The sequence below is a fragment of the Cupriavidus sp. FW306-01-F10A genome, from assembly GCF_058782785.1.
In genome coordinates, this window is the sequence record NZ_JBYSYA010000017.1 from 1 (window position 1) to 13,989 (window position 13,989).

At 60.3% G+C, this 13,989-nt stretch carries 7 protein-coding genes and 2 pseudogenes; 2 read left to right on the plus strand and 7 right to left on the minus strand.

Features of this window, described 5'->3' with window-relative positions:
* Window positions 1-132: 132 nt before the first annotated feature.
* A complete protein-coding gene (locus AC3WLF_RS22080; RefSeq protein WP_492358836.1) occupies window positions 133-1,098 on the plus strand; it encodes a PDR/VanB family oxidoreductase in 966 nt (321 codons plus the stop codon).
* A 51-nt stretch (window positions 1,099-1,149) separates the two neighbouring features.
* A pseudogene (locus tag AC3WLF_RS22085) lies at window positions 1,150-1,297 on the plus strand (transcriptional regulator); the annotation flags it as partial.
* Window positions 1,298-3,078: 1,781 nt separating this feature from the next.
* Here the strand turns inward: AC3WLF_RS22085 and AC3WLF_RS22090 are convergent.
* From AC3WLF_RS22090 to AC3WLF_RS22120, 7 genes and pseudogenes are all read right to left on the minus strand, one after another.
* Window positions 3,079-5,751, minus strand: coding sequence for an indolepyruvate ferredoxin oxidoreductase family protein (locus tag AC3WLF_RS22090; RefSeq protein WP_492358837.1), 2,673 nt, complete (start codon window positions 5,749-5,751; stop codon window positions 3,079-3,081).
* A 298-nt stretch (window positions 5,752-6,049) separates the two neighbouring features.
* Window positions 6,050-6,351, minus strand: a pseudogene (locus AC3WLF_RS22095) (carbonic anhydrase); the annotation flags it as partial.
* Window positions 6,352-6,504: 153 nt separating this feature from the next.
* Window positions 6,505-7,056: a YbaK/EbsC family protein gene (locus AC3WLF_RS22100; protein WP_492358838.1), complete on the minus strand. Its 552-nt coding sequence runs from the start codon at window positions 7,054-7,056 to the stop codon at window positions 6,505-6,507.
* Between the two features lie 139 nt (window positions 7,057-7,195).
* A complete protein-coding gene (locus tag AC3WLF_RS22105) occupies window positions 7,196-8,188 on the minus strand; it encodes an NAD(P)H-dependent flavin oxidoreductase (protein ID WP_492358839.1) in 993 nt (330 codons plus the stop codon).
* Window positions 8,189-8,316: 128 nt separating this feature from the next.
* Entirely contained in the window at window positions 8,317-9,231 is a 915-nt protein-coding gene (locus tag AC3WLF_RS22110) for a crotonase/enoyl-CoA hydratase family protein (RefSeq protein WP_492358840.1), read from the minus strand.
* 11 nt (window positions 9,232-9,242) lie between these two features.
* Window positions 9,243-12,551, minus strand: coding sequence for a carboxyl transferase domain-containing protein (locus AC3WLF_RS22115; RefSeq protein WP_492358841.1), 3,309 nt, complete (start codon window positions 12,549-12,551; stop codon window positions 9,243-9,245).
* 205 nt (window positions 12,552-12,756) lie between these two features.
* A complete protein-coding gene (locus tag AC3WLF_RS22120) occupies window positions 12,757-13,932 on the minus strand; it encodes an acetyl-CoA C-acyltransferase (protein ID WP_492358842.1) in 1,176 nt (391 codons plus the stop codon).
* Window positions 13,933-13,989: the final 57 nt, after the last annotated feature.

Consider the following 13,989-nt stretch of genomic DNA (forward strand, 5'->3'; position numbering starts at 1 on the left):
CCCACGCTGCTGGCCATCGATGCAGGCCCCGCTCGCTATCGGCGCATCCTCGAGCGCTTGCTCAACGAGGATCAGAAAGCGGATTAACGGCATGACACGCTCTCATACGCCAAGCAACCACGCGAGGTTGGCATGACCACTCACGAACGTTGCCTGAATGTTCTTATCGCAAATCGAGATGACACTGCCGAGGGAATCATCTCGCTGGAACTTGTCTCGCCGGATGGTGGGAATCTGCCGCCCTTCGAGGCAGGCTCCCATGTGGATGTCCATATTGCCCCAGGGCTCATACGGCAATACTCGCTATGTAACGACCCTTCCGAAAGTCATCGTTATCGCTTAGGAATCCTGCGTGATGAAACCTCCCGGGGCGGGTCTGCAGAAATCCACAGCACATTCGCGCCAGGCCAGGTCATTCGAATCAGCGAGCCGCGTTGCAACTTCCACCTTGCGACAGCTGCCGAGCAGGCGGTTCTGCTCGCAGGGGGAATCGGCATCACGCCCTTGCTGTCGATGGCGCACAAGCTGCATGCGGAGGATGTGCCCTTTACGATGCATTACTGCACGCGGAGCAGTCGTCGCACCGCTTTCTCGGCCGAGATTGCATCGTCGGCCTTTGCGTCCCAAGTCGAGTTTCACTATGACGAAGGCGCTCCTGCGCAGCGTTTCTCGCTGGAAGCATGTCTACCGGACGTGAAAGAAGGGACCCACCTGTATGTCTGCGGTCCGGAAGGTTTCATCCGCTTCGTCACCGAAGGTGCCATCGCCCTCGGTTGGGAGCCCGGGCAGATCCACTCCGAGCATTTCAAGGCGGAGGTTTCGACCGACGGCAGCACCTTCACTGTTGTCGCCGCTGTGAGCGGGGTCTCGGTGGCTGTACCCGCTGGCGTCACGGTTGCGCAGGCGCTGATGAACGCTGGCGTTTCGGTCCCGCTTTCATGCGAGCAAGGAGTGTGCGGGACCTGTCTGACGCGTGTTATCGAGGGCGTCCCCGACCATCGCGATCAGTATCAGACTGACGATGAGAAACAAACCAATACTCAGATGACGCCCTGTTGTTCACGCTCGCTCAGCGAAAAAATTGTGCTCGAAATTTAGCAGCTAGAGCTTTCGTCTGACGGGTCTTCTCACGAATCGGAGGACTTGATCAGCGCCCGGCCCGCCGGCGAACTGGCATTGATCGCTGGCCTGTTCGCCTCGACCGGGAGCGGACACCCCGACCCGGCTCAGCAAAGGCGAGCTGCTCGCTGTGGAGACCCGCGGTCGCAATCGCTACTATCGGCTGGCCGCGCCCGAGAGGCAGCGTCGCGATTGTGGTTCGCCGACGTATTGCTGGACATGCCCGACGTCGGCGAAGACGTCGACTTTCCTCCGCATGATTTCGAAGCCCATGCTTCTGCGCCCCGCGTCCAAGAGCAGTCTAGGCCGAATCTGGCCTCCCTATTTCTGCAATCTAGGGTCAGTAGAAGCCTGCAAAGGTAGATCCAAGTCGACCGGAGAAACGGATCTCCCCCTTGCTAGCGCGCCAAGGCGGCGCTCGGATATCTGTTGGGGAAACGGTAGCAGCCGCACCACTGCCCCCCGGTTGACCATAATTTCTTCAACAGCGATCGCGGCTTCTACTAACTTCGGAAGCTGGGATCCTGCGTCGGCTATGTCTTTCGACTCGGCTGGAGATGAGATTAGATCGCCTCATCCCCCCATTCTGATCTAATTGACTCTACATATCGGCGCGTGGCTGGTGCCTGGTTCCTCCAAAGGCCAAAAGCATCTACTGACTCCACCGTCACCCGCCGCTTGGGAACATAGGCTTGGATTGCATCGAGAATCACTTTTTCGCGCGTCGTCTGCTCTGATCTGGCTATATCAGCGACTCGTGCGTAAAGTTCTTCGGTCAGCTCAATCATCAATTTCATTATACATACCCCACCGCTTCGAAGTCAGCGCGCGTACCTTCTAAGGTTAATCAAAAGCGCGCCTTTCCGCTTCCTTGGGGTAAGCACCACCGAATCGTGCCATTGAGTGCGCAAGATTCGAAAACCGTGACCTCCAAATCCCGGGCCTTACTACTGAGTGCTCTTATCGCCGCGCCGGATAAGCGGTGTAGTGCCTCATCGTATACTCGTGGCGAAGGTGCTGCCATATAAAGCATATGTGGCCAGCCATCTATGCAGGCTGTCACTAAAGTCCGGGAAAGCCACGCCAGATATAGGTCTCCGCGTGTTTGATGACGATTTCTTCTGACTTTATTGACGCGATTTTTCTAACTTTATTGTCCGTGCACACTTCACCGCTTCACCGCTTCACCGCTTCACCGCTTCACCGCTTCACCGCTTCACCGCTTCACCGAAGATACTCGAACAGATTCATTCCTTGAATCTGCACGGGCCACTGGGACACACTCTCCGTGTCGTCTAAAGGCGGAAGTACACAGCAATCGCAGCCGCATACTCGGTGACCTGTCGGCCAGACCGCGCCCCGGGACCACCGACAGTCCTTCGGACCTGCACGGCTGCTCTAAATCGACTTCTGTAGAGCTCATACCTTCGCGCTTCACAGCCGTGGAAAGCATGTCGGAAACCATCCTTTTGTTCGCGGGAGGGTGAGCGGCCAACGAAGACGGAGCCAGAAGCATGCGTTTGGCGTCTGCGCATCTGCGCGTCTTCGCCCTCTAGCGAGCCACAGCCTTGCTGGCAGACCGGAGTGCGCAGCCGTGCTGTCGGCACTGATGGAACCGCCGCGTCCAGCGTCCCGGCGAACTAAGCGGAATCTGCCTCGGCTAAGCGGAGTCGGGTTGCTCGCGATGCGAGTTCATGCTGTCAATCTGCCGCACATGCGGGCGAGTGCGCCAGTACGATTCTCCGAGTACGGTTACCGCAGCCGAAACAAATTGATAGAGAGCGGACAACGTTCTCGCGAATGGTCTATATTGAGGTATCGACCGGGCTACACGAGCATGAAGCCGAAAGGGTGCTATATAACCGTCGAAAAAAGGTGAATCGCCACCCTTTCCGACGTCTCAATGGAGACGGCGACCGCCATTTGTCAAAGCCTTTTCCCGCAAGGGTTTCCGGTCCATCAATCGGAATTTGACAAATACTTAGTTGGCGGTTTGCCAAACTCCATTCTCACGGGACACAGGAAGTCAGCACGCATTTTGATCGCGTCATGCAAGCCATGCACGGGCACCGGGGACACACTGGAACTGGCGGCCTTGGCTTTGGACACCACAATGCGTTCGACTGCCGCAGGATCGACGGCGAAGCGGCGCCCCCACTCAAAGGCGTCCTTGTTCATTTGCCTGGCAGTCCCGCTGAGCGCAATCGCTTCTTCAATGGCCTGCGCCGACACCGGAATCAGCCCTTGCTGATAAGCAAACCCCAGCATGAACATGTTCGAGGCGATGCCGTCACCCATCAGCGCCGTGGCGAGCCTTCCGGCATCAATAAACACCGCCCGCTCCTTCCCCCCGGCTTTCACCAGGTTGCGGCGCAGTGCGTCGCGCGGATATCGCAGGTCCGCGTTGCGCGTGAAATCGCCTGGCATCATCTCGTGGGTGTTTACCACCACGGCCGTCTTGCCAAGTTGCGTTGCCGCCAGCGTCTTGGAGTTGCCGGCGACAATCATGTCACAACCCAAAACGAGGTCTGCCCCGGCGGGTGCAATGCGAACGGCTTTGATCGACTCGGGTGTGGCTCCGAAACGCAGATGACTCCAAACTGACCCCCCCTTCTGAGCCAGACCTGCCATGTCGAGCAAACCGCAACCGCGCCCTTCCAGATGCGCTGCCATGCCGAGTATTGCGCCGATGGTGACTACCCCGGTGCCGCCCATCCCTGCCACCAGGATGCTATAGACCCGGTTGTCCAGCGAAGGACGATTGGGCTCCGGCAGCGCCAGGAACGGCGTCGATCCGGCACCGCGTTCCGGCTTGCGAAGCTTGCCGCCCAACACTGTGACAAAGCTCGGACAGAACCCCTTGACGCAGGAAAAATCCTTGTTACACGATGACTGTTCAATCTGCCGCTTCCTTCCGAATTCCGTCTCCAACGGCTGCACGGAAACGCAGTTGGATTGCACGCCGCGGTCACCGCAGCCTTCGCATATCAGATCGTTAATGAGTACACGCTTTGCCGGATCGGGAAACGTGCCGCGCTTGCGCCGCCGCCGCTTCTCCGCCGCGCACGTCTGATCGTAGATCAGAACGGTAGTACCTACGACCTCGCGCAGTTCGCGCTGCACCTGATTGATGGTGTCGCGATGATGAATAGTCAGCCCCGGTGGCCATTGGATTCCCGATGGATACTTGTCCGGCTCGTCGGTGACGACGACGATACGCCTCACCCCTTCCGCATACACCTGCTGCGCAATGCTCGGCACACTGAGATGTCCATCATGTCGCTGGCCGCCAGTCATCGCGACGGCATCATTGAACAGAATCTTGTAGGTGATGTTGGTCTTCGCCGCGACGGCGGCACGAATGGCCAGCAAGCCGGAATGGAAGTATGTCCCGTCACCAATGTTCTGGAACATGTGCTTGCGGCGTGAGAACGGCGCTTCACCAACCCAAGACATTCCCTCCGCACCCATGTGCGTGAATCCGAGTGTTGAGCGATCCATCGTTTGGGCCATCCAACTGCAGCCGATCCCCGCGTAGCCTTTGCTCCCTTCGGGCAACACCGTTGACGAACTGTGCGGACAGCCGCTGCAGAAGTAAAAGCTCCGAGACAGGGTATCGACTATGTCTTTCGGGGTTCGGTATGCGCGGATCTCTTCAACGCGCTGACGCAGCGTGTCGGATTCCTGGATTTCCAACAGGCGCTCGCCAATGGCGACTGCGATCTGATTGGCATCCAGCGCCATCTCAGACTGGAGAAGGGTCCGACCATGCTCATCGAGCTTGCCAACAATCGCGGGCGCCCCCGCCCGTCCATACATGTGCTCCTTAAGTTGGGATTCGATGAGACTCCGCTTTTCTTCAACAACGAGAATCTTGTCCAGACCGCTGGCAAAGTCCGCGGCACCTTCTGGCTCCAGTGGCCAAGGCATGCCGACCTTGTATAGACACATTCCGAGCTTCTCGGTATCCTCCTCCGAGAGGTTGAGACTGTCGAGCGCTTGCAGCACATCAAGGTAGCTCTTGCCATGGGTCACGGCGCCGAACTTTGCGGCCTCGCCCTTGATCACGACGCGGTCAATGCGGTTGCTGCGTGCAAACGCGCGAACCGCATTAAGTTTGTACTGGTGCAACCTTGCTTCCTGCGCATGCGGCGTATCCGGCTGACGAATGTTGACGCCGTCCGCGGGAAACGCCACGCCTTCGGGCAAGACGCTGTTGACACGGTCGATACTCACGTCAATCGAGGCCGTCGCTTCGACCGTATCCTTGACGCACTTCATTCCCACCCAGCAGCCGCTGTACCTGGAAAGCGCCCAGCCGATGATGCCGTAATCGAGAATCTCCTGAACGCCGGCGGGGCTCAGGACAGGAATCATTGCGTCCACCATTGCGAACTCGCTTTGATGGCATGTCGACGACGACTCGCAGGTATGGTCATCGCCCATGACTACGACCACGCCCCCGAGCTTGGACGAACCCGCGAGATTGCCATGGCGGAAGGCGTCGCCGGTACGGTCGACACCCGGCCCCTTTCCCGAAGACCACATTGTGTGCATCGAGGTGCTGCCATACCAAAGCGCATAGTGGGGATGTTGGTGGGGAAAGGCGCCTATGCGTCCTACGTCTCGCATGCGAGACACTCCACAGCGAGAAGCAGGTCCCGACATGAAGTTTTCTGAGCGGGACTTTATCGCGCCCCACGTGAAAACGGTTGCCGATTTCCACGAAAATCAATCAGATTTCGGAAGCTTCTTTCGCTTTCAATGAAACCTTCGGTATATCCTTCCAATTCAAGGTTCAACGCCGCCAGACAGCACTGACGTACCTGTGCCCGCTTGCAGATTGACTGGAGCGCGCTCATCGGCGGGGGGAGGAATGGTCCATACGGGCAACGGCATAGGAGCCGGCCTGACGCGAAGGCGGATTGCCTTACTGCCGGCAGGCCGCGGCCAGCAGCTCGTGCAGTTCGTCGTTGCTGCTGGCGGCCATGCCCAAATCGCGCAGCCGGACAAGCCATACATCCAGCCATGCACGGTGACGAGCTGCGCGCGGGCCCAGACATCCTGGTCCACGGTGGTCCTGCAGACATCGCTGACCTGCTCGATCACGTTGAGCTCGGACAGTCGCTGATGGGCGTCGTCCTCGCTCAGGAAAGTGCCCAGGTAGGCGTCATGCTTGTCGGCGACGTCGCAAACATGGCGCTGCTAGTTGTCGACCAGTGCGAGGCGCTCTCCACATGCCATGGCGGATGCAGGCAAGACGCCCCTCCGGTGGACTGCCATGGATTGCAAGCAACCGATCTCGCCGCGACGGGGCTACCTCATGAAGCGAACGCCCCTTAAACGCCCATGAGATGTACCATTGCAGCCGGCTTGTTTAGCGGGTTACAGATCGGGCTGGGCCACCGTCAGGTGGGCCGCCACCGCGTTCGGAAGCTTCGCTAGCACAGCCGGCGCCAGCAGAATCTTGGTTTCCCGGCACCCGGCACCCACCACGACAAACTGGCGCTTCATGACCTCCGCATCGATCAACACGCGCATGTCGCCGGGCAGGCCAAACGCGGTAATCCCGCCGAACTCCATGCCGGTGATCTCCGTCGCGACCTCGCGTTTGGCGAACGACAGGCGCTTTGCCCCGAGCACTTCCTTCACTGCGCCATTGACGTCCAGGCGTCGGGACCCGAGTGTCACTATCGCAGCATATTGCTCCATCCGATCCTTGATATATCGGATCACGATCGTGTTTGCGCAGTCTTCCAGGCTGAAGCCATAGCGCTGACTGAACCCGGTGGTGTCCGAATCCTCATCGGCCACCAGAAACACTACGACATCCTCCTCCGGCAGTGCGGCCGCGACCGAAGGAGGAAGATGTTTGCCACGGTCATTGAATTCGATAGAGTCAAATTGGAAGCTGTTCGCGAATTCAAGCAAGGACATGGTACGGATCCATTCACCCTTTACGGGCGACACAGAATGACAAAATGTTCGAAGTTTTGCCGACTCCATTCCCCGTGTCAGGAACGGTCCTGAGTTCGAGACCCGGAGTCGGCGACGCGTTCAATGGCCGGTACAAGCGTTATGCGGCCCGCGAGACTCCTCCAAGCATGGCCACCAGTCGACCATGAATGATCCGCTCCGCGTCGTGCATGATTCGGTCAATCAACTCCTGCACGGTTGGGATATCCCGGATCAGCCCGGCCACCATGCCACAGCTCCACGCGCCCGCAGCCATATCCCCGTTGATCATGACCTTCGGGTATACACCGGCGACCTGATCGTGAATGTCGTCGATCGTCAACGCGTCGCCCTTCTCGCGCTCGATCTTGCCCACCAGTTCGACACTGGAATTGTTGAGGACGCGCTCAGTATTGCGCAGCGACCTCATGATCAGACGCGTGTCAAGTTCGGTCGCCTCCACAATCGCGTCTTTGACGTTCTGATGAACGGGCGCCTCTTGGGTGGCAACAAAGCGGGTCCCGAGGTTGATGCCTTCCGCACCAAGCGAAAGCGCTGCAACCAGGCTCCGTGCGTCGGCCATACCGCCCGATGCGACAAAGGGGATCTTCAGCTCTTCCGCGGCCCTGGGCAGCAGGATCATGTTGGGAATATCGTCCTCGCCCGGATGGCCTGCGCACTCAAAGCCATCGACACTCACGGCATCGCAGCCAACCTTCTCAGCCTTCAAGGCGTGACGCACCGAGGTGCACTTGTGAATCACTTTGATGCCCGCCGCCCTTAGCGCCGGCATATAGGGCTCCGGGCTGCGTCCGGCGGTCTCCACGACCTTGACCCCGCCTTCAATGATCGCCGCAATGTATTCGGGGTATGGAGGCGCATTGAACATCGGCAGGAAGGTGAGATTGACGCCAAAGGGCTTGTCCGTCATGCTGCGGCAGCGTTCAATCTCCTTGGCAAGCAGCTCCGGCGTCCGCTGAGTCAACCCAGTGATGACCCCCAGTCCGCCAGCGTTCGACACCGCGCTGGCCAGTTCGGCCAAGCCGACATAGTGCATGCCACCCTGGATGATGGGATGCTCGATTCCAAGTAGTTCCGTGATCCTCGTCTTCACTCTGACCTCACTTTGCAATTCGCTTTGAAAGCGCTATCCATGAACTGTCAAGCCTTCCCAACGCCGATGGCGCGATACCGAGCTGCCTGTCGCCCCATCGAAACCTTCCATTGACAGAAACGCTGTTTTTACCTGTGGTTCGTCCACTCTTCGTAGAAGTCCGGCATGACTGACGCCCGCTGTGAGAAGGCCGGCGACGTCTTCTGCAAGAATGCGTCCACGCCTTCCTTTCCATCGCCGATACTCGTATAGAACATTGCCAGCGAATCGGTCCGATGCGCCTCCAAGGGATGATCCGCTGCGACGTTGCGCATCATCAGTTGGCGGATGAACGCCACCGACACCGGCGACTTCCCCTTGGTAATGCTCCGCGCCAGCGTACAAGCGGCATCCAACAATGTCTCCGGCGAGTGCAGCGAATGGAGCAGCCCCCCCTCCCATGCATCCTGGGCGCTGAGGACTTCCCCGCGATACGTCCATTCCAGCGCACGCTGAAGCCCAACCAGCCTCGGCAGGAACCAGCTCGAACACGCCTCCGGCACGATGCCAAGACGACTGAAGACGAAGCCGATACGAGCCGATTCCGATGCCAGGCGGAAATCCATCGCAAGCGTCATCGTCGCGCCGACCCCAACCGCCGGACCGTTGATCGCCGCCACGACGGGCTTACGACAGGCGTGAATCGCCAGCGTGACGCGGCCGCCAGTATCCCGGACCCCGTCTCGAATCAAGGGGTCGTCGAGCCGCTCGCGCACATCCTGCAACGTGGGGCGAAGCGCCTCATTCAATCCAAAGACGTTGCCGTCGCGATTCAGATCCATCCCGGCACAGAATGCCCGGCCGGAGCCGGTCACGACCACGGCACGAACTGAATCGTCGTCGTTGACGGAAGTGAAAAGATCCACCAACTCCTCGGCCATCGTGACGGTGAAGGCATTGAGTTGCTCAGGCCGGTTCAGCCAGGCGATCAGAATTCCGTCATCGACCGGCTGGAGCTCGATGGTCTCGTATGACTTCTGGAAAAGTTGCTTTTGGGTTTTCATGGCAGGCCGATTCATCGTGGAGCTACAAAGGGACGTCGCTTTTCCTCACTCTTGACCGGGAGCGACATCGCATTGAGGGCACGAACAATCCAGTTTCGGGAATGCACCGGATCGATGACACCGTCGATCTCAAGGAACGAAGCCATGTTGGTGGCCTTTCCGTTCTGATACAGATCCTCGACATAGTGTGCGAACTGCGCGCGCCGTTCATCCTCGTCCTCGATGGCGGCCAGCTCCTTCCGATAGGCGAGGTTGACCGCGCCCTCGATGCCCATGCCACCAAACTCGCCTGACGGCCAGGACACGGTGAAGAACGGCGCAATGGTGCTGCCGCCAGCCATGGCCTGTGCGCCGAGCCCGTAGCCCTTACGCAGCACCAGCGTCAGAAGCGGGACGGTGATGTTCGCGGCCCCCACGAACATCCGAGACACCCGTCGGACCAGCGCCGTCTTCTCGGCCTCCGGCCCCACCATGAATCCGGGCGTGTCACATAGCGAGATGATCGGCAGCGCGTAGGCTTCACACAGTTCAATGAACCGAGCCGCCTTGTCTGCGGCATCCCCGTCGATGGCCCCACCCAAGTGGTGCGGGTTGTTGGCGAACAGCCCGACGGCGTGCCCTTCAATGCGGACAAGCGCCGTGATTATCCCCATGCCATAGGACGGCCGCAACTCCAGTACCGAGTCCTCATCCGCGAGCAGTTCGATAACCTGCCGGATGTCGTACGCCCGCGAGCGGTTCTCCGGGACAACCGCACGCAGCAGTCGCTGATCGCGGCATGTCCAATCGTTCGCCCGTCCCTGGAAGTAGGACATGTAGCGCTTGGCGACCGCAACGGCTTCCGCTTCGTCCTCGACCAGCACGTCAATCACACCATTGGCGGCCTGCACCTTAGCCGGACCAACTTCCTCCGGCGCATAGCGTCCCAGCCCACCTCCCTCGATCATCGCCGGCCCGCCCATCCCCAGACTGGCGTTCTTCGTGGCAATAATCAAGTCGCAGGCCCCCGCAAAGGCAGCATTCCCAGCGAAGCATCTGCCCGACACGATCGCGACGGATGGCGCCTTACCGCTCAGGCTGGCCAGCAGCTTGAACGAAGGCATATCCAGCCCGGCCACACCCATGTAGTCGGTCTCCCCTGGCCGGCCGCCGCCACCTTCGGCAAAGATCACGATCGGGAGATTCCACTTCTCACAAAGGTGGAGCAACCGGTCCGTCTTCTTGTGCCCCATGAACCCTTGGGTGCCGGCGAAGACGGTGTAATCGTAAGCAAGCACTGCGCAACGGGCGTTCACGCCCGACGTCTGAGCATTGATGGTCCCGATGCCCGCAATAAGCCCGTCGGCGGGACTGATCTCCCGGAGCTCGCTCACCGAACGGCGCTGACGCTGGGCCGCGAGTGCGAGCGCGCCATACTCGATGAAGCTGTTGGGATCGCAAAGATCGGTGACGTTCTCGCGTGCGGTGCGTTGCCCAGTTTTGCGACGCCGGGCGACAGCATCCGGCCGCTCCTCATCGCTAAGTTCCGCGTGGCGATCCAGGACCTCGCGAAGATCCGGCCGAATCGCGTCGGGGTCGACTTCCACATGCGCGACGCCATCGTCCAGGTCGTGATCGCCAGGCTCCACGTACACCAGTGGTGCGTCAAGCAGCATCGTATCGCCTACGGCGGCACAGTGCGTGCGCACGGTCCCCGCAATACCTGCCGGAATGGCGTGCTCCATCTTCATCGCTTCGACTATCGCAACCGTCGACTCGGCACGCACCAAGTCGCCCTCCGCCACCGTGTAGGAAATCAGTCGGCCAGTGAGTGGCGATGTTACCGCGTGCGTGCCCTCGGGTTGATGCAACGCGACGAGGGACAGATCGTCCGCTTCGGCTGCGGCCAACGAAGCGAAGCGCTTCGGATGCGACGAGTTGCGCGTGAGAAGCTGGCGCGCGTTGCGCTCGATAAACGCAGTATCCAATTCACCGTGGCGCACCCTATCATCACTAATTAGCGACTGCAGAAATGGCAGGTTCGTCTCAACGCCCTCGATGCGGAACTCGCAAGCGGCGCGGTAGGTCTGGTCCAGCGCCTGGGTCAGATCCTGAGACTCGGACCGCACGATCAACTTTGCCAGCAACGAGTCATAGTAGGCGCTGGTCTGATAGCCTGCGTAGCCGAAAGTGTCGATGCGCACATCCCGACCGCCTGGGATTTCGAAGACGGACAGGCGACCGCCGGTAGGCACAGCGCTGCCATCCGCCGTCACCCGTTCCATGTTGATACGCAACTGAACCGCTGTTCCCCGCGCCGGGCCAATTTGGCTCTGTTGCAAGCCAAGGCTCGCAAGCGTTCGCCCTGCCGCGAGCTCGATCTGCGTCCGGACGAGGTCGACGCCCGTCACTTCCTCCGTGACGGTGTGCTCGACCTGAAGGCGGGGGTTGGCCTCCATGAAGACGAAGCGCCCCTCCCTGCCGGAGCGACCGTCCAGCAGGAACTCAAACGTGCAAAGGGTATGCAGGCCGCCGATTCGAGCGAGCCCGATCGCAGCAGCGGCCAAGCGCTCACGGACTTCCGCCGGCAAGCACGGCGCAGGCGCGATCTCCACGACCTTCTGGTACCGGCGCTGAAGGCTGCACTCGCGCTCATACAGGTGGCTGACATTGCCGGATGCGTCGGCAATGACCTGGACCTCGATATGGCGTGCATCGGTCATGAACTCCTCAATGTAGACGGCGTCCGACCCAAACGCAGCCTTCGCCTCGGAGCTTGCCCGCGCGAAGGCGTCATCGAGTTCGGCTTCGCTGTGCACGGCCCGCATGCCGCGCCCGCCGCCTCCAGCCACCGCCTTGATCATCACGGCACCGCCCGAGCCGAGCGACGCAAGAAACGCCCTGGCCTCCTCCAGCGTTGTCGCGTTCTCGGTCCCCAGCGCAAGCGGAATTCCAGCCTGTTTCGCCAGGCGCCGCGCCGCGCCCTTGTCGCCGAAAAGATCCAGTGCCTCGGGTCGGGGACCGATGAAGACAATGCCAGCGGCCTGGCAGGCGCGTGCCAGTTCTGAGCTTTCCGAAAGAAAGCCGTAGCCAGGGTGCAGCGCGTCGCAGCCGGTTGCTACGGCGGCGCGCACAACCTCTTCGACGTTCAGGTAGGCAGCCGCGCCAACGCCGGGAATCCGCTGCGCGCTATCCGCGCGAAGCACATGAAGGGACATGGCATCGTCATCGGGGTAGATCGCCACCGAGGCGACGCCGAGTTCGGCTGCTGCCCTGCCAATACGGATTGAGATTTCGCCTCGGTTGGCGATCAAGATTTTGCGAAAAGGTGCTTCATTCATCTGCGCTGCCTTTGTGGTAAGTCCTGGCCGGCGAGCGTTGACATGCGAGTCGGTACGCATTTCGTCACGACCATGAGAGTCTGGCGTTGCAAAGCGCGTCGCTGCGCGGAAACTTGCCCGACTCTCCCGTTCTACTTATCAATCACCTTCTGGACGCCCGGCGTCGTGCGCTGCGGCCCTGCCGATGCACTCGACAAAACGTCGTTCAGAGGACCTCGAACACGGCTGCGGCCCCCATGCCGCCACCGATGCACATCGTGACAAGCACCTTCTTGGCACTGCGGCGCTTGCCTTCGATCAAGGCATGGCCGGTGAGGCGGTGCCCGGTGACGCCGTAGGGATGGCCGACCGCGATCGCACCGCCATTGACGTTCAGCTTGTCTGCCGGAATGCCGAGCCGGTCTCGGCAGTAAATAACCTGCACCGCAAACGCCTCATTGAGTTCCCATAGGTCGATATCGCCGACTTTCAAGCCCAGATTTTTCAGCACCTTTGGTACCGCGAAGACCGGCCCGATTCCCATTTCATCCGGTTCGCAACCAGCAACCGCGAAGCCAAGGAATCGGCCAAGCGGCTGCAGCCCCTTGCGTTCGGCATACTTCTCATGGACCAGCACACAGGCACCGCCACCGTCCGAAAACTGGCTGGCGTTGCCTGCGGCCACAACGCCACCCGGCAGCGCCGGCTTGATGGCGCTGATGCCTTCCTTCGTGGTCCCGGCGCGGATGCCTTCATCTGCGCTAACCGTGACCTCCCGGGTGACCAGGCCAAGCTGCTTGTCTGCCACGCCGGTCACGACAGTGATGGGGGCAATCTCGTCGTCGAACTTGCCTGCCTGCTGCGCGGCCTCCGCCTTCTGCTGGCTGGCAGCGCCATACTCGTCCATCTCGTCGCGACTGATGTGATAGCGCGTGGCCACTCGTTCAGCCGTCTGCAGCATGCTCCAGTAGGTTTCCGGCTTCCGCTGGAGCAACACCGGATCGGCCAGCATGTGTTTGTTAGCCTCGTTCTGCACACATGAGATGCTTTCGACACCACCGGCCACGTATACGTCGCCTTCGCCCGCGATGATCCGTTGCGATGCCGTCGCGATGGACTGCAGGCCCGACGAGCAGAAGCGGTTGATGGTCATACCGGAAGTCGAGATCGGCAGCCCTGCGCGCAGTGCGATCTGGCGCGCAATGTTGGATCCCGTGGCGCCTTCCGGCGTCGCGCAACCCATGATGACGTCATCCACGTCGGCTCCGTCGATGCCAGCGCGCTGAACCGCGTGCTGGACTGCGTGACCTCCCAGTGTGGCTCCGTGGGTCATGTTGAAGGCACCCTTCCAACTCTTAGCGAGCGGGGTCCGGGCAGTGGAAACAATCACGGCGCTTGTCATAATGTCGGTCCTTGATAGTGAAGAGATATGCATGCAGAGCCCGCACCATCGCTTCCA